The organism is Vibrio sp. A37 (assembly GCF_059777565.1).
In genome coordinates this window covers 53532-76358 of sequence record NZ_JBLNLI010000013.1, presented here as the reverse complement: position 1 = coordinate 76358, position 22827 = coordinate 53532, and the positions used below count along the sequence as shown (strand labels likewise).

Genomic DNA, 22827 nt, shown 5'->3' with positions numbered 1-22827 from the left:
ATACATAAGGGCCCGTAAAGGACCCTTATGTTATTTTTGATATTACTTGTCTGAGTTATTTTCTTTCCTTAACTGGGCGCTGCCAATTCGAAACCTTACGTTCCTTAGCTCTTGTAATAACAAGCTCATTTTCTGCAACATTTTTTGTTAGCGTGGTACCAGCACCTATTGTTGCACCATTGCCAATTTCTACTGGAGCAACAAGCTGGCTGTCTGAACCAACAAAAACATCATCTCCGATGATAGTCTTGTGTTTGTTCGCACCATCGTAATTGCAAGTAATCACACCGGCGCCAACATTGACACGTTGACCAACTTCAGCATCGCCGATATAGGTAAGATGGTTTGCCTTGGAGCCTTTGCCCAGCACAGCATTTTTCATTTCGACAAAGTTTCCAACATGAGCATAATCAGACAGCTGAGCTCCGGGTCTTAAGCGACTAAAAGGCCCAATGGTGCAGTCTTCACCAACGCTTGCATCCTCTATAACGGAATAAGGGCGAACAACCGTGTTGTCATCAATTTCGCAGTCGATTAATACACTTCCAGCTCCAATTTTAACATTGTCTCCAAGCGAAACTTTACCTTCAATAACGACGTTAATATCAATTTCGCAATCTTTACCCGCTTGCAATTCACCTCTTAAGTCAAAGCGAGCCGGATCCCTTAGCATAACACCTTGCTTTAACAAGCTTTCCGCTTGCATAGTTTGGTAAGCTCTTTCTAATCGAGATAGCTGAAGGCGATCGTTCACCCCTTCAACTTCCACTGGGCTAGCAGGATGAACGGCTTCAATTGTACGGCCTTCTTGGTGGGCGGCTGCTATGACATCAGTTAAATAGTATTCACCTTGAGCATTGTCGTTGTTTAGGCCCGATAACCAACGTTTTAGATCTTTGCCAGTTGCAACCATGACACCTGTATTGATTTCTTGGATTTGTTGTTGCTCTTCAGACGCATCTTTTTGCTCTACAATTGCGACAACATTTCCATTGTTACGAACGATACGGCCGTAGCCCGTAGGATCATCTAACACAACCGTCAACAAGCCAATACCACCCTCTGGCTGAGCTTGTAAAAGATTGGTAAGTGTGTGCTCACTTATCAAAGGAACATCACCGTATAGAACTAAAACTTGTTCATCGTCGGTAAATTGAGATGAAGCTTGATCAACGGCGTGTCCAGTACCTAGCTGCTCAGCTTGTAGTACCCAATTCACCTTTTCGCCAGACAACGAGCTTTGCATTAGCTCACCACCGTGACCGTAAACCAGATGAATACTTTGCGCATTCATCCCTTCACAAGTATCAATAACATGCTTAACCATTGGCTTACCTGCTAGTGTATGTAACACCTTTGGCAAGTTGGAATACATTCGGGTTCCTTTTCCCGCAGCGAGAATAACGGCGCTAAAATTCATTGATCACTACCTTATGGAGACAAGTTTAATGAAAGCTATTGTAACGGCGAACAGTATTTGAAGGAAAGGTTGCAAGAGCATTAAGACAGTATTCATACAAAAAAGGCGACCTAGAGGTCGCCTTTACATTCTAATTTGCTAAGAATTAGCGTCTACGTTTAGTCAACTCAATGACACGTAGCTGAGCTATCGCTTTCGCTAAATCACTTGCCGCTTGAGCAAAGTCCATATCACCGTGTTGGTTCTTAATATGTTCTTCAGCTTTACGTTTGGCTTCTTCAGCTTTTGCAGAATCTAATTCTTCACCACGGATAGCCGTATCAGCCAGTACCGTTGCTGTTCCTGGTTGAACTTCAACAATACCACCGGACACATAAATAATCTCTTCGTGTCCGAACTGTTTTACGATACGAACCATTCCAGGCTTAATAGCGGTAAGCAGCGGTGTATGGCCATGAAAAATACCCAATTCACCTTCGCTACCGGTCACCTGAAAAGTTTCAACACGGCCTGAGAAAATCTTCTTCTCCGCGCTAACAACATCAAGGTGAAAGGTAATCTCTGCCATATGACCTCCTAATTAGCCTTATAGCTTCTTGGCATTCTCAACAGCGTCGTCGATTGCACCGCAGTACATGAACGCTTGCTCAGGAATGTCATCGTAATCGCCAGCTAGCAGACCTTTAAAGCCACGTAGTGTTTCTTTTAGAGGTACGTATACGCCTGGGTCACCAGTAAATACTTCTGCTACGTGGTAAGGCTGAGTTAAGAAACGTTCAATCTTACGAGCACGAGATACCACTTGCTTATCTTCTTCAGATAGCTCATCCATACCTAGGATAGCGATGATATCTTTTAGCTCTTTGTAGCGTTGAAGCGTTCTTTGAACACCTTGTGCTATATCATAGTGCTCTTGACCAACAACAAGAGGGTCAAGCTGACGAGACGTTGAATCTAACGGGTCAATCGCTGGGTATAGACCCATTGCGGCGATGTTACGGTTAAGTACAACTGTTGCATCCAAGTGAGCAAACGTTGTTGCTGGAGACGGGTCAGTCAAGTCATCCGCAGGTACGTATACCGCCTGTACAGACGTGATAGAACCAGAACGAGTTGACGTGATACGCTCCTGAAGTACGCCCATCTCTTCAGCAAGAGTTGGCTGGTAACCTACCGCAGATGGCATACGACCAAGCAGTGCTGATACCTCAGTACCCGCAAGTGTATAGCGATAAATGTTATCGATGAACAGTAGTACGTCACGACCTTCATCACGGAACTTCTCAGCCATTGTTAGGCCTGTCAAAGCAACACGTAGACGGTTACCCGGTGGCTCGTTCATCTGACCGTAAACCATCGCTACTTTTGATTCTTCAGGATTTTCAACGTTTACAACGCCCGCTTCCTGCATCTCGAAGTAGAAATCATTACCTTCACGAGTACGCTCACCAACACCAGCGAATACGGATAGACCTGAGTGTTGAAGTGCAATGTTGTTGATAAGCTCCATCATGTTAACGGTCTTACCTACACCCGCACCACCGAACAGACCGATTTTACCACCCTTCGCGAATGGACAAACCAAGTCGATAACTTTAACGCCAGTTTCTAAAAGCGCTGTTTCGTTCGATTGTTCTTCGTAGCTTGGCGCTGGACGGTGAATCGCATAGTGCTCTTCTGCACCAATTTCACCACATTCGTCAATTGCATCACCAAGTACGTTCATGATGCGTCCCAAAGTCTTAGTACCCACTGGTACAGAAATTGGAGCACCTGTATTTTCTACTGTCAAACCACGACGTAAACCATCAGAGCTACCCATAACGATGGCACGAACTACGCCACCGCCAAGTTGTTGTTGAACTTCTAGTACTAAACGTTCTTTGCTATCAACAACGTTAAGAGCATCATATACACTAGGTACTTCGCTCTGTGGAAACTCCACGTCGACTACCGCACCAATGATCTGTACGATCTTACCTGTAGCCATCGTTAATCCTCTAAATTTTATTTCACCTAAACTGCAGCTGCACCAGATACAATCTCTGATAGCTCTTGTGTAATCGCCGCTTGACGGGCTTTGTTATACACAAGTTCTAACTCATCAATAAGATTGCTGGCATTATCAGTTGCCGCTTTCATTGCTATCATTCGAGCAGCTTGCTCACATGCAAGATTTTCAACTACACCTTGATATACCTGTGACTCTACGTAACGAACTAAAAGTTTATCCAGTAGAGGCTTTGGTTCAGGCTCGTAGATGTAATCCCATGCATGATCGCGTTGCATCTCTTCACTATCAGATTTAGGCAAAGGTAATAATTGATCGATCGTTGGTTCTTGCGTCATCGTGTTAACGAAGTGGTTATACACGACGAATAGGCGATCCAACTCACCTTCATCATATTTTTTCAACATTACGCCGACAGAGCCAATCAAACTTTCCAGAGTAGGTGTATCACCTAGTCCAGAAACCTGAGCTGCAACCTTAGCGCCGCTATTATTGAAAAACGCGGTAGCCTTTGAGCCAACTATGGCTAATTCGACTTCTGCACCTTGCTCAGACCAGTCTTTCATATCCAGCATGGCTTTCTTAAACAGGTTAATGTTTAAACCACCACACAATCCGCGGTCAGTTGAAATAATGATGTAACCAACACGTTTAGCTTCACGCTCTTCTAGATACGGATGACGATACTCTAGATTTGCGTTCGCTACATGACCGATCACCTTACGCATTGTTTCAGCATATGGACGAGACGCTTGCATAGCCTCTTGAGAGCGGCGCATTTTAGACGCCGCTACCATTTCCATTGCTTTCGTAATTTTTTGAGTGCTTCTAACACTACCTATTTTATTACGTATCTCTTTTGCGCCGGCCATCGTTAATCTCCATTAGTCGGTGGCATCCTGTGCCACCTACCTTTTACCAAGTTTGGGTCGCCTTGAAATCGTCAGTCAGTTTCTTCAGCTGACCTTCAACTTCATCGTTATAAGCACCCGTCTTGTTCACTTCCGATACTAACTCGGCATATTGGCTATGAGCGTATGACAGTAGTGCCGCTTCAAAATCTAGAAGCTTGTTTAATTCAACATCATCTAGATAGCCACGCTCTGCAGCGAAAATAACTAGTGCTTGGTCGAATACTGACATCGGAGCATATTGCTTCTGCTTCATTAGCTCAGTTACTTTCTGACCATGGTCTAGCTGCTTCTTAGTTGCATCATCTAAGTCAGATGAGAACTGAGCGAAAGCCGCAAGTTCACGGTATTGAGCTAGAGCGGTACGGATACCACCAGACAGTTTCTTAATGATTTTTGTCTGAGCAGCACCACCAACACGAGAAACAGAGATACCTGGGTCAACCGCTGGGCGGATACCCGAGTTAAATAGCTCAGTTTGAAGGAAGATCTGACCATCGGTAATCGAGATAACGTTGGTCGGTACGAACGCTGATACATCACCGGCTTGAGTTTCGATGATAGGTAAAGCGGTCAATGAACCTGTTTTACCTTTCACTTCACCTTTGGTGAACTTCTCTACGTACTCTTCACTTACGCGAGCTGCACGTTCTAGTAAACGTGAGTGGAGGTAGAATACGTCACCTGGGAATGCTTCACGGCCCGGTGGACGTTTTAGAAGAAGTGAGATTTGACGATAAGCAACCGCTTGCTTTGATAAATCATCGTATACGATAAGTGCATCTTCACCGCGATCACGGAAGTACTCACCCATAGCACAACCCGCATAAGGAGCTAGGTATTGCAATGCCGCAGATTCAGAAGCTGATGCGACAACAACGATAGTGTTTGCTAGTGCACCGTGCTCTTCAAGCTTGCGTACTACGTTTGCAATTGTTGATGCCTTTTGGCCAATCGCTACGTAGATTGAGTAGATGCTTGAATCTTTTTGGTTGATGATAGCGTCGATTGCTAAAGCCGTTTTCCCCGTCTGACGGTCACCGATAACAAGCTCACGCTGACCACGACCGATTGGAATCATCGAGTCAACAGATTTGTAGCCAGTTTGAACAGGCTGATCAACCGATTTACGATCGATTACCCCTGGTGCGATAACTTCAACAGGAGAGCTCAACTTAGCTTCGATAGGACCTTTGCCATCGATTGGCTCACCTAGCGTGTTTACAACACGGCCTAGGAGTTCAGGACCCACAGGTACTTCAAGAATACGGCCTGTGCCTGTTACTTTCATGCCCTCTTTAAGGTCGGCATAAGGACCCATAACTACTGCACCCACTGAATCTCTGTTCAAGTTCAATGCTAGTGCGTAACGATTTCCCGGCAGTTCAATCATTTCACCTTGCATCACATCTGCAAGGCCATGAATACTAAGAATACCATCGCTTACCGATACGATAGTACCTTCATTGCGAGCTTCACTAACAACGTCGAATGCTTCGATTCGTTGTTTGATTAGATCGCTAATTTCGGTGGAATTAAGTTGCATGCTCCAATCCCCATTAAGACATCAATGCGTCGCTCAGGCGAGTCAAACGACTACGTGCTGAGTTATCAATGACTAAGTCTCCGGCTCGAATTATGACCCCTGCTATTAGGGCCGCATCTACACTGCAATTCAGCTGAATTTTGCGCTCAAGGCGCTCTGCCAGTTTTTTGCTAATGTCGTCTTGTTGCTTCTTGGTGAGCTTAGTGGCAGAAATTACTTCAACATCCACTTCTTGCTCATGCTCTCGCTTGAGAGCCATAAAAGCGTCAAATACATTTGGAAGCGCCATTAGACGTCCATTCTCGGCCATCACTTTGAGAAAGTTTTGGCCATTAGCATCAAACTGTTCGCCACATACCGCGATAACAATTTCAGCAAGCTTCTCTGCAGAAACCGAACTGGTTAAGAGTTCATGAATTTGTTCGTTGTTTGCGACTTCGGCTGCGAAAGCCAGCATTTGACTCCATTGGTCTAGCTGTTTTTTCTCAACCGCAAAATCGAAAGCTGCTTTAGCGTAGGGGCGTGCAATTGTTGTCAAGTCAGACATATTCGCCCCCTGATTTAAAGTTTTGCAGTAATATTTTCAAGAATATCTTTGTGCGCGTCTTTATCGACTGAACGCTCAAGGATCTTCTCCGCACCGGCGATTGCCAGAGCTGCAACTTGTTTACGCAGATCATCTCTAGCTTTAATACGCTCTGCTTCAATTTCGGCTTCTGCTTGAGCCAGGATATTTTTACGTTCTTCCTGAGCTTCATGACGAGCTTCATCCAAAATTTGAGCTTTGCGTTTATTGGCTTGATCGATAACCTCTGTTGCCGTGCGCTTCGCTTCCTTCATTTGCTCGGAAGCGTTGGCTTGTGCCAAGTCAAGATCTTTGGCCGCTCTATCAGCAGCCAACAAACCATCAGCAATTTTTTTCTGACGTTCTTCGATTGCCTGCATGATTGGTGGCCACACGTATTTCATGCAGAACCAAACAAACAGTGCGAACGCGATTGCCTGACCTAGCAGAGTTGCATTCATATTCACAACGCTACCCCTTCCTTTGTTTAGACTTGGTGTTAATCAATGACAAACTAAGTTGTCTCAATCAGATAGATTAACCGCCTAGCTGACCAACGAATGGGTTTGCAAATGTAAATAGAAGCGCGATTACGATACCGATCATTGGAACCGCATCAAGCAGACCTGCGATGATGAACATCTTAACTTGTAGCATAGGAGCCATTTCTGGTTGACGAGCTGCACCTTCAAGGAATTTACCGCCTAAGATTGCGAAGCCGATTGCTGTACCAAGAGCAGCTAAGCCTACGATGAGACCTACAGCAATAGCGGAATAGCTCAATAATATTTCCATTACTATCTCCAAAAAATTTATAGTTGTTGGCTAAATTAAGTTAATTAAAATTTCAAAGTATTAATGATTATCTTCATGTGCCATTGATAGATAGACAATAGTCAACATCATGAACACAAACGATTGAATCAAAATGACTAGTATGTGGAAAATCGCCCACGGAAGTGAACCGACCCACTGTAGCCACCAAGGCAACATTGCCGCGATAAGAATGAATACCACCTCCCCCGCAAACATGTTACCGAATAGACGCATGCCTAGAGAAAGAGGTTTCGCCAGTAAAGAAACCACTTCGATAAGCAGGTTAAACGGAATCATAATTGGGTGATTGAATGGGTGGAGAGCCAGTTCTTTCGCAAAGCCCAATGGACCTTTCACTTTAATGCTGTAGTAGAGCATCAAAGCAAAAACGCCAAGAGCCATTGCCATGGTGATATTTACGTCAGCTGTCGGGACCACTTTAAGATAAGGGATTCCAGCGAGCTGTGCTGAGTACGGTAAGAAGTCAACTGGAACTAAGTCCATTAGATTCATTAAAAACACCCAGCAAAAGATAGTCAGAGCCAGTGGTGCTATCAATGGATTGCGTCCATGGAAGGTGTCTTTGACGTTTTGATCGACAAAACCCACTACCATTTCAACGAAACATTGCAGCTTTCCTGGTACATCTGATGTTGCTTTCTTGGCTACAGAGCGAAATACCCAAAGGAATAACACCCCAGTCAGCACAGAAAACACCAAACTATCTATATTCACGTTCCAGAAACTTGTTTCCTCCGCGACCAAACCTAACTTAGCTAAAGAAAGATTGGCGAGGTGGTGCTCAATGTATCCGGCCGATGTTAGCGCTTCACCTGGCGCAGCCATAACTCATCCTATTTCTTTTTGTTAACGAATAGCACTGGCGCTAAAAAATTGATTCCTAATGCCAGCGAATAGGTTAGTTGTAGGGGAACGAGGTCCACCTTCATATACATGTAGGCAACATAGAAGAGTGCAACGGTGATGAGGATTTTTAGCGCTTCGCCTGTATAGAAAGAAGCTGTGATGAGCTTTGCAGCACGAGCTCCACTAAACATAAAAGCACAGAATGCGAAAACTGCGTTAGCGACAACAAAAATACCGCCACCAACCAGCGCTGAAACTCCCCATTCAGCATTCACAGCAATTGACATCCCTGCAGCCAGTAATATAACCGCGCCAGACTGGATCATTAACAATTGCTTTGCAAGCTCTCGCCCAGGCCTAGCCAACGCAGCTACCATGTATTCTTACCTCTAAGTATGATTCTCAGCTATGAAAACTAATTTTTTTAAAATGCTAAGAAGTCGCCGAAATTATACGGCCAGTTAAACTGAATGCAATGAAAATAACGCATAAAGTTACAACTTTGTTTACAATCCGACAATTTTTGTACAAATACCTAGATTTGTTCATAATTGGTCGAAACCAATTATCTCACTTAGTTTTTAAGGCGGGCGATTAGCGCTTCCAATTTGTGAGGCTCATCAACACTAATTGTCATTTTTGCCTTTCCGGTCTTAGTTCTAACAATGGATACTTTTGCACCCAAAATTTCACTTAAATTTTGTGACAATTGGTGTGTTTCTTCGTCTTGAGGAGTGTTTTTTTCTTCAGGTTGAGGTGAAAGACATTTTTTTACCAAACTTTCAGTCTGGCGAACGGTCATGTTTTTGTTTGCAACTTGTCGCGCAACATCACGTTGCTGCTCGCCTTCAAGCATAAGAAGAGCCCTAGCATGACCCATTTCCAAATGCTTTTCTGCGACGAGTGATTTTACAGAATCCTCCAACTGATTAAGCCTAAGAAGATTACTCACAGTTGCACGAGATTTGCCTATCGCATCGGCTACTTGCTGGTGGGTCAGAGTGAATTCGCCTTGCAGTTTTTCTAAAGCTTGCGCTTCTTCAATAGCATTCAAGTCTTCGCGCTGAATATTTTCGATAAGTGCCATCGCAATAGCTGCTCTATCAGCAACGTTTTTTATTAAACATGGCACTAGATACAAACCAGCTTGGCGGGCAGCTCTCCAGCGTCGTTCACCCGCAATAATTTCATACTGGCCTTCTTCACCATCCAATTCTCTCACCACAATTGGCTGAATGATTCCTTGAGATTGAATTGACGTAGCAAGCTCTTCCAACGCTTCTGGAGACATTTCTTTACGTGGCTGATAGGCCCCTGGTCGTAAACAGGATATTTCCAACTCGGTTAGCTCTCCGTCAGATGACATTACCTGACTTTTAGTAGCAACTTGTTGTTTTTCACGAGCCAATGAGCTAGTTGCAAGTAACGCATCTAGCCCTTTTCCTAAACCACGTTTAGACATTGAGTGATTCCTTTAATTTAATATTGGTTAAGCCGGTACTTCTTCTCGACGAAGCATTTCTCCAGCGAGGGCCAAATAAGCTTTTGAGCCAGCAGAATACTTATCATAATACATAGCTGGTTTTCCGTGGCTAGGAGCTTCTGCTAAACGAACATTTCGTGGAATGACTGTGCGATATACTTTAGTCCCGAAGTGCTTTTTGAGTTGATCAGAAACTTCATTGGAAAGTCGGTTTCTAGGATCAAACATGGTTCTGAGCAAACCTTCTATCTTAAGGTTTTCATTGACCACCGCTGCCAGTTTACTGATAGTGTCCATCAGCGCTGTTAACCCTTCTAGGGCAAAATACTCACATTGCATTGGGACAAGAACGGAATCTGCAGCAGCCATTGCGTTTATGGTAAGAAGGTTTAATGAAGGTGGGCAGTCTATGAATATGAAATCATATTCATCTTTAACAGGCGCGAGAGCATTTTTAAGTCGAACTTCACGCGCAAACACTTCCATGAGTTTAATTTCTGCTGCAGTGACATCTCCATTTGCCGCAATGAGGTCATAGTGACCAGAAGTTTTTCGGCATACTACGTCAGCAAAAGGCGTGTCTTCAACCAATAAGTCATAAGCTGTCGCTTCAACTTGATATTTGTCGACGCCACTTGCCATAGTGGCATTACCTTGTGGATCGAGATCGATAACCAAGACTTTTCGTTTTGTTGCGGCCATAGATGCCGCAAGGTTTATACAAGTCGTTGTTTTGCCTACGCCACCTTTTTGATTGGCGATTGCTACTATTCTACCCACTGTTTTCCTCGCTATTTATCCCTTGCGCGATAAGACGACCAGATGACGCTCTCCCTCCAACTGTGGGACTTTTAATACTTCCACACTATCAACATGACACCAGTTTGGTAGTTGATTTAGCTCATCTTGAGGTAACTGACCCTTTAACGCGTAAAATATCCCTGAATCTTGCTTAGGTAAATGATGGCACCACTCAACCATATCTGTCATGGATGCGAATGCTCTACTTAGAACACCATCAAACTTTTCGTTAGGTTCAAACTCCTCAACACGACTTTGAATAGGCGTGACATTGGTTAATTGGAGTTCGTGTACCACTTGCTTAATGAATCGAATACGTTTACCTAAACTATCTAGTAAATAAAATTCACTATCCGAGTTCATGATTGCTAGGGGTATACCCGGTAAGCCTGGACCAGTTCCTACATCGATAAAACGCTGGCCTTTTAAATGTTGGCTTACAATAATGCTATCCAATATATGTTTAACTAACATGTCCATTGGGTCGCGAACAGAAGTCAGGTTATAAGCCTTATTCCATTTATCCAATAACGCCACATATCGCACAAGCTGATCAATTTGTAGTTCACTGACTGTTAAGTTTGCTTGTTTAACTAACTGCTCTAACTTTACTCTCAAAGCTTCCATTATGCTACTTCACCTTTTTTCAGCATGCCTTGTTTTTTGAGATGAACAAGCAGAATAGAAATTGCAGCTGGAGTCACACCAGAGATGCGCGAAGCAATGCCAATAGTTTCTGGTTTAGCTTCACTTAACTTAGATATAACTTCGTTGGATAACCCTTTTACATCCTGGTAGTTAAGGTCAAGCGGCAGTTTGGTGTTCTCATGACGGAGCGACTTCTCTATCTCATCCTGCTGACGCTGAATGTAACCTTCATATTTTACTTGGATTTCAACTTGCTCTGCCGCTTGTCGATCATCGAGTGCCGGGCCAAATACTTCTAAAGCAGTTAATTGCGCGTAATCAACTTCAGGACGGCGCAGCAGATCTTCACCACTTGCTTCTCTAGAGATCGGTGTTTTCAACATGGCATTTAGATCATCGACACCTTCAGATTTAGGGTTGATCCAAACTTGGCTCAAGCGTGCACGTTCCCGCTCCATGTTCTCAATCTTTTCATTAAATCGCGCCCAGCGATGATCGTCTACTAGCCCTAGACCTCTAGCCATTTCGGTTAAACGCAAATCAGCATTGTCTTCACGCAGAAGTAGACGATATTCAGCGCGAGATGTGAACATCCTGTAGGGTTCTTTGGTACCCATTGTGGATAGATCGTCGATAAGCACGCCCATGTATGCTTGATCACGACGAGGACTCCAACCTTCTTTGCCTTGACTAAACAAGCTTGCATTCAAGCCAGCCATTAAACCTTGCGCCGCGGCTTCTTCGTAACCTGTGGTGCCATTGATCTGCCCCGCAAAGAACAAACCGTTGATGAACTTGGTTTCGTAGGTTTGTTTTAAATCTCTTGGATCAAAGAAATCATATTCGATAGCGTAACCAGGACGCACAATGTGTGCGTTCTCAAAACCTTTCATTGATCGAACAATTTCAACCTGAACGTCAAAAGGCAAGCTGGTGGAAATACCGTTTGGATAAAGCTCGGTGGTATCAAGACCTTCTGGCTCAATGAAAATTTGGTGACTATTTTTGTCCGCAAAACGCATCACTTTGTCTTCAATTGAAGGGCAATAACGAGGACCAATACCTTCAATTACACCAGCATACATAGGACTACGATCTAAGTTTGAACGGATAACATCGTGAGTGTTCTCGTTAGTATGTGTGATGTAACACGGTATTTGACGAGGATGCTGACTGCGATCACCCAAGAATGAGAAAACGGGAGTAGGATCATCACCATGCTGAACTTCAAGTACTGAAAAATCGACACTTTTGGCATCGATCCTTGGTGGTGTACCTGTTTTTAAACGATCCACTCTAAATGGCAATTCTCTTAATCTATCCGCTAAGGCAATCGACGGAGGATCGCCTGCGCGCCCTCCAGAGAAGTTTTCCATGCCAATATGGATCTTTCCACCTAAAAATGTTCCAACGGTTAATACGATCGCTTGAGCGTGGAATTTAAGACCCATTTGAGTCACAACACCAATAGCTCGATCTTGTTCAACGATAAGATCGTCTACTGATTGTTGAAATAAGGTCAAGTTCGGTGTGTTCTCTAAAGTGCTGCGAATAAAAGCCTTGTACAACGCTCGATCAGCCTGAGCTCTGGTTGCTCTTACTGCTGGCCCCTTTGATGCATTAAGGGTTCTGAATTGTATACCAGAATGATCAATTGCTTGAGCCATAATGCCGCCCATTGCATCCACCTCTTTCACTAGGTGACCTTTACCTATTCCACCTATTGCTGGGTTACATGACATTTGACCCAGGGTGTCAATATTGTGTGTCAGTAGTAGTGTTTTCTGACCTGTACGGGCAGAAGCAAGAGCAGCTTCAGTACCAGCATGGCCACCACCAACCACAATGACATCAAATTTTTCATGAAAAAGCATAGGCTGACCTCAAATGTATCTCGAAGTAATGGACAGACAAAAGGAGACGTATTCTACCCTCTTTCAGGTTTGAGAGAAACGGTTTTGTCAGTTTTTCCTGATCCTTTGAATGTCTTTAATATATATAGATCTATATAGATCTTTTTATTGGATCTATTATTAGGATCACCGATCTCTGTGGATAAGCGGTAAATGATCATATAGATCATGATGTTTGGTGGGATCAAAAGATGTGTCATTGTTCTGATCTGATCGAGGATTAGCTGGGATCTAAATTAATGGTTATACACAGGGGGGATTTAGTATACGAGTTATTATTTGGATAACTAAAGGTTAATCACTGAAAAGATCTAGTTTTATCCACAGTAGTTTTGTTAGTGGGATAACTGTCCAGATAGTTGTGTATATCCCTAATGGGAGAGAACTGTAACACTGTGTGCTGCTAAGCTAATAAAAGTTAGAAACTAAAAATAGTTTAATAAGAAGTAAGTTTCGTAACCATTTTTAGTAGTGCACTATAAGCGTTGGGAATTATTAATTTATAGGATAATGTCCGGTTAAATAATGGACAATTGTTGTTGAATAAGTATAAATATAATTATAACATGACATTCCTTAACTTTATTACACTTACTAATAGTACCTAACTGGATAAGGATATATTTCATTTCTAAACTGTTATTTAAATGATAATTAATATTGTTTTTAATTTTTATTTACTGTTTATTATTGATTTGTTATTTCTAATACTTCTTACTTATCGATTTTGTATAATGCACTGTTCATACGTGATCTAAATGTAAAACTACTATCCATACATTAGTATTGGTACATCAAGTTAAGAGTGAGACATCTTTTTACTAATATAAAAATAAAATCTTTATAGGAAATAGTATGAAAAAACTTTTAGCTTTAAGCATAGCAGCATCTGTCGTTACTCTTTCAGGATGTTCTACCATGTTTAACAGTGGTAGCCAGACCATCGTAGCGAATGCTCCGAACCCAGATCAAAAAGTAAAAGTAGACGTAACTACACCGAATGAAACGTATCACACGACTTTGCCTGCTACTATAGTTACTCACCCTTCTTCTACTAAAGAAGTGACCATAAAAGTTGACGACAAGTGTTACAACAGTACTTCTGTGACTGTTAATCGCTCTGTTACTTCTTCTTATTGGGCAAACTTGCTTAATGGTTGGGGTTTCTTAATCGATTATGCGACTGGCGACATGTGGAAATATGATAGTCAGGTACTCGTTCCTGTTGAGAAAAAGCAAGACTGTGTATCGACATCTTCAACAAACTCTCCAGCTCCTGCAGCTAAAGCTCCTGCCAATAAAACAAAAGCAAGCTAATGTAACTTTAGCTTGTTTTTAACGAATGGTATTAAAGAGCCTTTTTAATAAAAGGCTCTCCTGAAATTAAAATAATTCAATATTATCTGCTAACCACTCTTCTGCTGCATCCTCTGGGACTGGATGAGTCAGAACATCAATCGCTAGCAACTCGGTTAGTGGTGTAGCGCCAGAATCTTTTAGCAGTTGAAATGCTTGTTTACCTGCGGCGCAAAAGGTGTCGTAGCTTTTATCTCCAATACCAATAACAGCAAAGCTCAATTTGTCCAAACTTACTTCAGTCTTTTGCAGCTCTTCGATAAAAGGCTGAATATTATCTGGAAATTCTCCCGCTCCATGTGTTGAAGTGATCAATAGCCAAGTGCCCTCTTTTGGGATCTCATCAAAATCGGGCGAGTTATGGATCGTCGATTGTTTCCCTTGTTCTTCTAGTAGATCACTAAAGTGATCGCCTACGTATTCAGCGCCACCTAGCGTGCTGCCTGTAATTATGTGGATCATGTTGTTTACCAAATATATCTCAAGTATTGATAGTATTCTGTCTCATTACTAATTTGTAAATGAGTTCTGTAACCTATCAATTGTCTTACCTTCCTGTTGCCAATTTCTTTCGCGAGCCTATCTGAATCCAAGGTTATCTAATCTGTCATTTTTAGTAAGCCATCAAATATTGGTAATACTGCAAGCAAACCACATTTAATCAGCATCCAATCAGGGTTAGTGGGCTCATCTATAGGTATCCAGCACCCACTGTCATAGCTGTACGTGTAATCTGAATAGGTTAGAAAAGTGGCAGTTCTTCCCAAGTCGCTAGCAATTTCATCCATAATATACTTTCCATTTTTGGATGTTACAGAAGCTGCGATCGCCGCTATAAGCCCAATAAAAACATTGATTGCCTCACGCCACCAGTTCCACCTAGCTATTTCTTTGATCCATTCTTTCCCTTCAGCTGGCGGCGGTATTTTCCAAAAACGAGTGTACGCGATTAAAGCACCAATCTTACAAAGCCAATCCCAAGCATTCCGAATGATATCAACGACACATAATAAAACCTGATTGCTTTCATCAAGCTCCTTTCGCTTCCAACCCAACATCTCTACATTTTCGCAAGTGACTCGCGTGAGTTTTACGAGAATACGCATCAATTGGATATATCCTTTACAAACGTCACAACGCTTTTTATCGTCACCTTGTATCCCTTTCTTCCTTAAAATCCAAGCTACGTTTTCAAATTCCCTGCATGCTAACGGGAGGAAAGTAAAAATATTTTCTTGTCTTTTACTCATAGACTCTAAGGCTAAGCCATCGTTGCTATTCGAAGTAAGCATATCTGAAAAGTTGGACATTGACGTATTACAAGTAACATAGGCGACAACCCAGCTGCCTAAACCTAAAGTCCAACCGACAAAATCGGAGAAACTAATATTTTCTTCAAGGTTTACGCCAAATATTTTGAATAAGTCTGTTAGTAAAGGAATTTGCAGGGTTATAAAGTTTGCTTCGAATAGCGCCGGGATGATGCTTGTGTATAACTCAGGTAAATCAATAGCATCTTTGAAGAGTGTAATAAAGTCTTCGGCAGAGTCCATCGTATCGTCACCAATAGACTTTATGGACTTGAGCATATTTCCAGCTAGAGACGCTGGGTCACAAATACTAGTAAAAGCTGCAATTAAAGCCCCTACGACATCAGATATGATCTTATCAATATCCGAATAGATTTTATCTAATATTCCTTCAATACTCGCTATGAATTTCTCGGGGAATGAAAATGAATTCACCAAGATAGGAGTAAGAGCATCATATATGCCGTCTTCTACTTGAGAAAACTTGGCCATGGCTTCTTCAACAAGGTGAAAAACGGGATGAAGAACTTTATTCGTGAGAAAGCTCATCCCTTGTTTTAGTTCGCTCTCAATTTGATCTGATAAATTGGTCGTTACGGGACAGTCATCTATTAGGTTTTGAATCTTATTATCAAAGATTGTTTTACCTTCGTTGACGATACTCGTCGCTTCATTAGCTATGCTATTGATGGTTATGTTCTGCTGTTCGAAGTCGTTGCTAGCTTCGCTAAATATTCCTAAAGCTCCAGAAGGGTAGCTTTTTACAAAGCTAAGCATATCGCCCAAATGAAAGAACATTTCAATAAATCGAATCACCGCTAACATATAGTCAAACCAAGCATTGATGACTAAAAATAACGCTGACAATCCCGGAATTACGCTGAGAACTTTTTCCACTGATAGAACGATGCTTTGTACATCTTTAATTGCAACGCCAATATCCTTTAAAACATCATCTGGAATTTTGGCTAAGTTGTTGAATATATTTTCACCTTCTTGAACAACGCTTTGCCGAATGGATTTTAGATCACTTTTTAATTTGTCATATTGTTTTTCAGCCCAGCTTTCAATTGAGTGCCAAGCATGAGTAATCCAGCCAAAAGGGTTCCAGGTTAAGCCGATCTGATTGGCTGAATTTTTTTGTTCGATAATACAAAGGAATGGGTTGATAAATTTTGTTGAATCAGAATGATATAATCCGTTGGCAATTTCTATATTAACGCCATCTCCTCGAAGCCTGTCATAGTTCAAATTGTCTTTTTGGCTCAATTTAAGAAGTTCGCTTCCAGTTTGCTTAGACAGACTGGACATTTGAGTGTTGCCGTCGGATGTGGAGATATCTGAACGGTATTTGGGTTGCATTGCTCCGACTTGATCGGGTGTTATGTTTGTTTCTAGCCGACCATTTGCTCCTTTACCAATAAAGCAACTAAACCAAGCAGAGGTCGTTGGAGAATCGGCTTCCTGAAGAGGAATGACGGAGCTGCCTAGATTGGGATCGGTCGTATAGTTTGGTAGTGTCGAGTTATCATCATCTACATAATTTCCCATATCGACGCTTCGAATCATTAAATGCGCAGCTAAACTTGAAGCCTGAATTCTAAATCGTAGCGTAGAATGTTTAGTTATCGGGCGAATGACAGCGCCACTATTTCTTGAGGCTTGGTGTGCATAGCCATTGTGGTCGATAATTGTGATGGGATTACTTGAGCGAATCTCATAGTAAAAAGCTTCAGGAGCTGGGCTCTGAGAATCACTATTATCAAAGGGCACGCTGTAGCCATAGTTATTGATAGGTTCGATGGCAACTTGGTGGAATTGCTTACGTTCTGGATCAGGCCTGTTATCATCTGTTATTTGTTTTCGTTGGCTAATCGCTTGGCTAGACCATTGACCAGCTACATGGTTGAAGCTGTATATTTGTGTTGTCAGCTCACCGCTAGTCGCATCACCTTTAACGCTGACATATTCAAAGTCATGGCTGAACTTGTTGTTACAAGCAAGGCTAACGTGTGCATTGCCTAGGAACAGTGCCTGATTTGCCGACATGCTGGTGTCGGTAATGTCTGTTCTAAAGTCTGGTACTTTTGCGTATTCCCACAAGGTAGCCTCAATCGGCCCCATTGCTTTTAAGTGTTCTCTATATCCGTTGGTAGAAAATGGGTTATCAGGTTGTTCTGAATCTTCACTTGATTGGAAGGATTGGCTAATCAATCCAGCACCATTTAATGTATTGATCAGAAAACGCCATCCGCCATATTTAGATTGTCCGCCTCTTAGAAAGTAGACTTTCGTATATCCTAGATAACCCGGAAAGTTTAGTTTTACTGTTGATTGTATTTCCTTCGATATGCTATCAACACCGTATAGTATTACTCTAGAATCCCTATTATTTGTATCTATAGACCACCAAGCTATACCGATGTAGATATCGATATTTCTCTGATTTTTATCTGGTGACGTTAGATTGGTCGCCAACGTATTTCCTAGATAGTGGCTATCAGTGATATCTGTTATGACACGACTATCAGAGTAGTCGGGAGCATTGGGAAGAAACTTAGGAGAATCGATATACGAATCGTTTGGAAGAATTGGGCCATTAACATAATGAAGATTAAAAGCTGTATTGTCAGACAAAGTATCACTTTTGCACTGAAAATTTGAGCTATCAAATTCTAACAACTTATAGTGCCCAGGCTCTCCATCACAATAGCAAGAAAACCAAATTTTGAGTTGATTACTATCGGCTGGATTGTTGGGTGAGTACTCAATATCGTTTATAGAATTAAGATCGTAAGTTGTTTGCGCTGCATACACATTAACACTATCAGGATAGATGAAGCTGTATATGGCATTTTGTTTTCTATTTGACTCGTCTTGAAACCAAAAATGTGTAAAACCATAGCGATCAATAAATCGAGATTTTAAGGTCCAGCTTGCATCATCACCTAACTGACATAGCGGAGCATTAGTATCACTTTTATATTCTATCCACTTACAATTCTCAACGGCAGAAACAATATTACTTCTATCTGGATAAAGAGCTAAATTGTCTAAGCTAATTTTTCTAGAAAGGATAGCGGTATGCCCCTGACACAAGATAAAAACCATCCACATGGCATGAACAGAGCTACCACTACTTACGTCGTTTGTTCCTGGTAGTGTGACTGCAACAACTCTTTCTGGGTTAGATGGAAGGTCTAAAGGCACAATATGTTTGTGTAATCCCTCGGCTGGTACTTCCGAACTTTGAGTATGAACTGGGATATTTTCATAGTGTTCAAATTGCCATCCATTGTTAGGATCTTTTATTACTTGTATGACTTCTGTCGGTCCATAATTTGCAGACTTGTCAATAAACGTTGCTTCGATTGAATCTGAAGTATTGTAGGTTGGCATCGAATACAGCTTACAGTTACCCCAATTAAATCCTTCGATACTATCAACAAGAACAGAAAAGTTAGGTGCGTCGCTATAGGCGGGATAGCTCATTAGCTCGTCAGACACTCGAAAGCTATAGATACCAGGCTCAGCTGCCATTTCACTGTCGGTGATACCGTAGTCTGATGGGTTAGACTCAAAGCCAGAAATGGTTTGTCCCCATGCGGTCGGAACGCAACCTGCGGCGACGAGAGAGGAGAGTGAAGCAACCTTAATACTGCCAGATAAAAATTCTCTTCTTGATACTAAACTATCAAAACAACTGAGTTCTTTTGTTTGTAATTCCGATGAACGAATGATTTGTTTGAGCTTATTAGCCAGCTGAGTCCGCAATTCAGAGAGTGTCATTTTTAATAATAACCAGTTATAAATTATAATGGTCAGCTATTAAAAACAATAACTATGAATATTATATTAAGGATTTATGATTTGATATTAAATTAGTGGTTTACAGTATAAGTCTAGAATATAAAATATATTAGATAGTGAAATTATTTAATAAATACGTTAACAGAAACAGCACAACGATAATATAAATATAACGAGGTGCTGTCTTGTATAATTATAAATATTTAAATATTAGATTAGCCATTATTTACCAATACAAAAAGAAGAGAAGATTCTGCCCAGAAGATCATCTGAACTAAATTCACCGGTAATTTCATTGAGATGTTGCTGAGCGATACGCAGTTCTTCAGCTAATATTTCACCAGCCATATAGCCTTCAAGCTGCTGCTGGCCAATATCTAGATGTTCGGCAGCTCGAGCAAGGGCATCTAAGTGACGTCTGCGAGCCATAAAGCTACCTTCGTGACCACCAGCAAAACCCATACACTCTTTTAAGTGATTGCGCAGTGAGTCTACGCCTTGTCCAGTTTTTGCAGAAAGGCGGATAAGAGTAGGAGAGTTAACATGGCAAATACCTAGGCTTTCACCAGTTTGATCTGCTTTGTTGCGAATAACCGTCATGCCAACATTGCTTGGTAATCTATCAATAAACTCTGGCCAGATTTCTTTTGGATCGCAGGCATCGGTTGTCGTGCCATCCACCATAAACAGAATTCGATCGGCTTGCTCTATTTCTTCCCAAGCTCGTTCAATACCAATTCTTTCTACTGCGTCTGAAGCATCACGTAGGCCAGCTGTATCGATAATATGAAGTGGCATGCCGTCAATGTGAATATGCTCTCTCAGTACGTCACGAGTGGTGCCAGCGATTTCGGTCACGATAGCGGACTCTTTGCCGGAAAGGGCATTCAACAAGCTTGATTTACCCGCATTTGGCCGGCCAGCAATCACCACTTTCATCCCTTCACGCATGATAGCGCCTTGGTTGGCTTCTTTACGTACTAAATCAAGATTATCGATAATTGTTTGCAGATCGCCGGCGACTTTACCGTCTGCCAAAAAGTCGATTTCTTCTTCAGGGAAGTCAATCGCAGCTTCAACATAGATGCGAAGGTGAATGAGTGATTCAACCAAAGTTTGGATGCGATTTGAAAACTGACCTTGCAAGGAGTGCAAGGCCGATTTCGCCGCTTCTTCAGAGCTGGCGTCAATCAAATCAGCAATGGCTTCTGCTTGAGCTAAATCCATTTTGTCGTTTAGGAAAGCTCGTTCTGAAAACTCACCTGGCCTTGCCGCACGTACTCCTGAAATACCTAGTATGCGCTTTATCAGCATATCCATAACAACGGGGCCACCGTGGCCTTGAAGCTCTAAGACATCTTCTCCCGTAAAGGAGTGAGGGTTTGGAAAGTACAAAGCGATACCTTGGTCCAAAGCTAAGCCATTCTCATCTTGGAAGGCTAGGTACTCTGCATAACGAGGTTTGAGCTCTTTGCCCGTTACCTCTAGAGCAACTTGTTTTGCTTTTGGTCCTGATACTCGAATGATTCCAACACCACCTCGGCCCGTTGCGGTTGCTTGAGCTACGATAGTTTCAGTTGTCATAACTATGCCTACTTTAAATAGCGAAGTGCGTTGATGAATGATAAACGCACAGCTTGTTGTCTAAATTAGCTGAATTGTAATCAGCAAAAACAAAAAAGGCGACCTTTGGCCGCCTTTTAACTCAGAGATAATCGTTAACTCTTGGCTTTTTTGCTGTGTAAGCCTTTTTTCTCCAGCTGACGATAAATCAAAGTCTGCTGAATCAGAGTTACGATGTTCGATACTAACCAGTAAAGAACCAAACCTGATGGGAAGAACACGAAGAATACCGTGAAACCAACTGGCATGAACATCATGATCTTCTGCTGCATTGGGTCCGTTACAGTCGTCGGGCTCATCTTCTGGATGAAGAACATACTTACACCCATTAATACAGGTAGGATGTAGTATGGGTCAGCAGCTGACAAATCGTGAATCCAACCAAAGAACGGTGCATGGCGAAGTTCTACAGAACCCATCAATGCCCAGTATAGAGCAAGGAATATTGGCATCTGCAATACGATAGGGAAGCAACCACCGAGAGGGTTTACTTTCTCTTTCTTATACAGCTCCATCATCTCTTGGCTCATACGTTGGCGATCATCGCCAATGCGCTCTTTCATTGCCTGAATCTTAGGCTGCAGCATACGCATCTTAGCCATAGATGTGTATTGAGCTTTTGTCAGCGGGTACATCGCACCACGAACCAAGAAGGTTAGGATGATAATTGCGATACCCCAGTTACCAACGAAACCGTGGATGAAAGCAAGTAGTGAGTGAAGAGGTTTTGCGATAAACCACAACCAACCATAGTCAACAACTAGGTCTAGGTTCGGAGCAACGGCTGCCATTTTGTTTTGCAGCTGTGGACCAACCCAAAGCGTTGCATCGAAAATAGCTTGCTGGCCATTGGCTATAGTTTTGTTTGGTAAACGAACACCAATATCTGCGAAGTTGCCTACTGTACGGCTATAAATGTCAGTACCAGGAGCATTGCGAGGAACCCAAGCAGTCGCGAAATACTGTTGAATCATCGCTACCCAACCTTGACCGTTTTTAAGATCAATGGATAGGTTGCTCTTCTTCATTTCGTCGAACTTGTACTTCTCGTAGCGAGTATCAGCCGTTGAGTATGCGGCACCTGTATAGGCGTGCTCAGTAAAGCCACTGCTCTTATGATTAGCAATATTTTTACGTAGGTGAGCGTACATGCCTAAAGTCGCGTTTTTGCCAGAGTCGTTCTTCACGTCGTATTGAACGTTAACAGCGTAGCTACCGCGTTTTAGGATATAGGTTTTGGTGTAAGTGATGCCATCTTTGGTGTACGTCATTGGTACACGTAGTTCATCTTGGCCTTTGGCTAAAGTGAAGCTATCAGCACTTACTTTGTAATCAGGGCGATCAGCTGTGCTTAGGTCGATACCTTGAGGGCCAACTAAGCCACTTTGTGCGATGTACTGTTTACCTGGTTTATCTTCAAGAAGAACAAACGGTGATTTTGACTTCAACGTTGCATCATACTTGTTCAAATCTGCATTGATGACGTCGCCGCCTACAGTATCGATAGTCAAAGTTAAAACGTCAGTTTTAACTTGAATAGTTTTCCCAGTGCTCTGATGTTGTTGAGCAGGAACGGGGTCCAACGCGTTAGTACCCGTGGTCGTTGGTGGCAAACTGCTTTTTGATGCTGTCTGCTCAACCGCATGTGTTTGTGGTGCTGGGTTCTTCTCTTTTTGCCATTGTGAATAAAGCAAAAAAGAAACCAGAGCCAAGGCGATTAACAGGAAATTACGTTGAGAATCCATTG

General features: G+C 42.3%; 19 protein-coding genes. 1 reads left to right on the top strand and 18 read right to left on the bottom strand.

Annotated elements, in window-relative coordinates; all coding sequences use genetic code 11:
- Positions 1 to 55 precede the first annotated feature (55 nt).
- The 14 genes from glmU to mnmG all read right to left on the bottom strand — a co-directional run bounded on the left by glmU (position 56) and on the right by mnmG (position 12942).
- Positions 56 to 1420 (bottom strand): bifunctional UDP-N-acetylglucosamine diphosphorylase/glucosamine-1-phosphate N-acetyltransferase GlmU, encoded by a 1365-nt coding sequence (gene glmU, locus ACM2FC_RS18725; RefSeq protein ID WP_498482528.1) that lies wholly within the window; start codon positions 1418 to 1420, stop codon positions 56 to 58.
- Positions 1421 to 1565: 145 nt separating this feature from the next.
- The gene (locus ACM2FC_RS18720; RefSeq protein ID WP_498482527.1) at positions 1566 to 1988 is read right to left on the bottom strand and encodes a F0F1 ATP synthase subunit epsilon; all 423 of its coding nucleotides are present in this window, start codon (positions 1986 to 1988) and stop codon (positions 1566 to 1568) included.
- A gap of 18 nt (positions 1989 to 2006) precedes the next feature.
- A complete protein-coding gene (gene atpD, locus ACM2FC_RS18715; protein ID WP_498482526.1) occupies positions 2007 to 3410 on the bottom strand; it encodes a F0F1 ATP synthase subunit beta in 1404 nt (467 codons plus the stop codon).
- A 26-nt stretch (positions 3411 to 3436) separates the two neighbouring features.
- A complete protein-coding gene (atpG, locus tag ACM2FC_RS18710) occupies positions 3437 to 4303 on the bottom strand; it encodes a F0F1 ATP synthase subunit gamma (protein ID WP_498482525.1) in 867 nt (288 codons plus the stop codon).
- Between the two features lie 43 nt (positions 4304 to 4346).
- Positions 4347 to 5888, bottom strand: coding sequence for a F0F1 ATP synthase subunit alpha (gene atpA / locus ACM2FC_RS18705; RefSeq protein ID WP_498482524.1), 1542 nt, complete (start codon positions 5886 to 5888; stop codon positions 4347 to 4349).
- 13 nt (positions 5889 to 5901) lie between these two features.
- Entirely contained in the window at positions 5902 to 6435 is a 534-nt protein-coding gene (gene atpH / locus ACM2FC_RS18700) for a F0F1 ATP synthase subunit delta (RefSeq protein ID WP_498482523.1), read from the bottom strand.
- A gap of 14 nt (positions 6436 to 6449) precedes the next feature.
- Positions 6450 to 6920, bottom strand: a complete 471-nt coding sequence (gene atpF / locus ACM2FC_RS18695; protein WP_498482522.1) for a F0F1 ATP synthase subunit B — start codon at positions 6918 to 6920, stop codon at positions 6450 to 6452.
- A gap of 70 nt (positions 6921 to 6990) precedes the next feature.
- Positions 6991 to 7248, bottom strand: coding sequence for a F0F1 ATP synthase subunit C (atpE, locus tag ACM2FC_RS18690; RefSeq protein WP_237363418.1), 258 nt, complete (start codon positions 7246 to 7248; stop codon positions 6991 to 6993).
- Between the two features lie 60 nt (positions 7249 to 7308).
- Positions 7309 to 8115 carry a F0F1 ATP synthase subunit A gene (gene atpB / locus ACM2FC_RS18685; protein WP_237363417.1) on the bottom strand — a complete coding sequence of 269 codons (807 nt, stop codon included), beginning with the start codon at positions 8113 to 8115 and terminating at the stop codon, positions 7309 to 7311.
- An 8-nt stretch (positions 8116 to 8123) separates the two neighbouring features.
- Positions 8124 to 8513 carry a F0F1 ATP synthase subunit I gene (locus tag ACM2FC_RS18680; RefSeq protein WP_498482521.1) on the bottom strand — a complete coding sequence of 130 codons (390 nt, stop codon included), beginning with the start codon at positions 8511 to 8513 and terminating at the stop codon, positions 8124 to 8126.
- A 197-nt stretch (positions 8514 to 8710) separates the two neighbouring features.
- Positions 8711 to 9598 (bottom strand): ParB/RepB/Spo0J family partition protein, encoded by an 888-nt coding sequence (locus ACM2FC_RS18675; RefSeq protein ID WP_498482520.1) that lies wholly within the window; start codon positions 9596 to 9598, stop codon positions 8711 to 8713.
- Positions 9599 to 9625: 27 nt separating this feature from the next.
- Entirely contained in the window at positions 9626 to 10399 is a 774-nt protein-coding gene (locus ACM2FC_RS18670; protein ID WP_498482519.1) for a ParA family protein, read from the bottom strand.
- Between the two features lie 15 nt (positions 10400 to 10414).
- Positions 10415 to 11047, bottom strand: a complete 633-nt coding sequence (gene rsmG / locus ACM2FC_RS18665) for a 16S rRNA (guanine(527)-N(7))-methyltransferase RsmG (protein ID WP_498482518.1) — start codon at positions 11045 to 11047, stop codon at positions 10415 to 10417.
- A complete protein-coding gene (gene mnmG / locus ACM2FC_RS18660) occupies positions 11047 to 12942 on the bottom strand; it encodes a tRNA uridine-5-carboxymethylaminomethyl(34) synthesis enzyme MnmG (RefSeq protein ID WP_498482517.1) in 1896 nt (631 codons plus the stop codon). Before mnmG ends, rsmG begins: the two co-directional genes overlap by 1 nt.
- A gap of 894 nt (positions 12943 to 13836) precedes the next feature.
- Here mnmG and ACM2FC_RS18655 point away from each other — a divergent pair.
- Complete coding sequence (locus tag ACM2FC_RS18655; RefSeq protein WP_498482516.1) at positions 13837 to 14298, top strand: hypothetical protein; 462 nt, start codon at positions 13837 to 13839, stop codon at positions 14296 to 14298.
- 66 nt (positions 14299 to 14364) lie between these two features.
- On the opposite strand, the gene mioC is transcribed toward ACM2FC_RS18655, so the two are convergent.
- The 4 genes from mioC to yidC form a co-directional block, all read right to left on the bottom strand.
- Positions 14365 to 14799 (bottom strand): FMN-binding protein MioC, encoded by a 435-nt coding sequence (mioC, locus tag ACM2FC_RS18650; protein ID WP_498482515.1) that lies wholly within the window; start codon positions 14797 to 14799, stop codon positions 14365 to 14367.
- A 137-nt stretch (positions 14800 to 14936) separates the two neighbouring features.
- Positions 14937 to 19436, bottom strand: a complete 4500-nt coding sequence (locus ACM2FC_RS18645) for a phage tail family protein (RefSeq protein ID WP_498482514.1) — start codon at positions 19434 to 19436, stop codon at positions 14937 to 14939.
- Between the two features lie 243 nt (positions 19437 to 19679).
- Complete coding sequence (gene mnmE / locus ACM2FC_RS18640) at positions 19680 to 21041, bottom strand: tRNA uridine-5-carboxymethylaminomethyl(34) synthesis GTPase MnmE (protein ID WP_498482513.1); 1362 nt, start codon at positions 21039 to 21041, stop codon at positions 19680 to 19682.
- Between the two features lie 134 nt (positions 21042 to 21175).
- Positions 21176 to 22825, bottom strand: a complete 1650-nt coding sequence (gene yidC / locus ACM2FC_RS18635) for a membrane protein insertase YidC (RefSeq protein WP_498482512.1) — start codon at positions 22823 to 22825, stop codon at positions 21176 to 21178.
- Between the last annotated feature and the right edge of the window lie 2 nt (positions 22826 to 22827).

Excerpts from the sequence above, each read along its gene's own strand:
- atpB (WP_237363417.1), bottom strand. The coding sequence starts at position 8,115 with ATGGCTGCGCCAGGTGAAGCGCTAACATCGGCCGGATACATTGAGCAC.
- ACM2FC_RS18645 (WP_498482514.1), bottom strand. The coding sequence starts at position 19,436 with ATGACACTCTCTGAATTGCGGACTCAGCTGGCTAATAAGCTCAAACAA.
- mnmG (WP_498482517.1), bottom strand. The coding sequence starts at position 12,942 with ATGCTTTTTCATGAAAAATTTGATGTCATTGTGGTTGGTGGTGGCCAT.
- ACM2FC_RS18675 (WP_498482520.1), bottom strand. The coding sequence starts at position 9,598 with ATGTCTAAACGTGGTTTAGGAAAAGGGCTAGATGCGTTACTTGCAACT.
- atpH (WP_498482523.1), bottom strand. The coding sequence starts at position 6,435 with ATGTCTGACTTGACAACAATTGCACGCCCCTACGCTAAAGCAGCTTTC.
- atpD (WP_498482526.1), bottom strand. The coding sequence starts at position 3,410 with ATGGCTACAGGTAAGATCGTACAGATCATTGGTGCGGTAGTCGACGTG.
- ACM2FC_RS18720 (WP_498482527.1), bottom strand. The coding sequence starts at position 1,988 with ATGGCAGAGATTACCTTTCACCTTGATGTTGTTAGCGCGGAGAAGAAG.
- atpG (WP_498482525.1), bottom strand. The coding sequence starts at position 4,303 with ATGGCCGGCGCAAAAGAGATACGTAATAAAATAGGTAGTGTTAGAAGC.
- ACM2FC_RS18680 (WP_498482521.1), bottom strand. The coding sequence starts at position 8,513 with ATGGTAGCTGCGTTGGCTAGGCCTGGGCGAGAGCTTGCAAAGCAATTG.
- yidC (WP_498482512.1), bottom strand. The coding sequence starts at position 22,825 with ATGGATTCTCAACGTAATTTCCTGTTAATCGCCTTGGCTCTGGTTTCT.
- atpA (WP_498482524.1), bottom strand. The coding sequence starts at position 5,888 with ATGCAACTTAATTCCACCGAAATTAGCGATCTAATCAAACAACGAATC.
- glmU (WP_498482528.1), bottom strand. The coding sequence starts at position 1,420 with ATGAATTTTAGCGCCGTTATTCTCGCTGCGGGAAAAGGAACCCGAATG.
- ACM2FC_RS18655 (WP_498482516.1), top strand. The coding sequence starts at position 13,837 with ATGAAAAAACTTTTAGCTTTAAGCATAGCAGCATCTGTCGTTACTCTT.
- atpE (WP_237363418.1), bottom strand. The coding sequence starts at position 7,248 with ATGGAAATATTATTGAGCTATTCCGCTATTGCTGTAGGTCTCATCGTA.
- mnmE (WP_498482513.1), bottom strand. The coding sequence starts at position 21,041 with ATGACAACTGAAACTATCGTAGCTCAAGCAACCGCAACGGGCCGAGGT.
- mioC (WP_498482515.1), bottom strand. The coding sequence starts at position 14,799 with ATGATCCACATAATTACAGGCAGCACGCTAGGTGGCGCTGAATACGTA.
- rsmG (WP_498482518.1), bottom strand. The coding sequence starts at position 11,047 with ATGGAAGCTTTGAGAGTAAAGTTAGAGCAGTTAGTTAAACAAGCAAAC.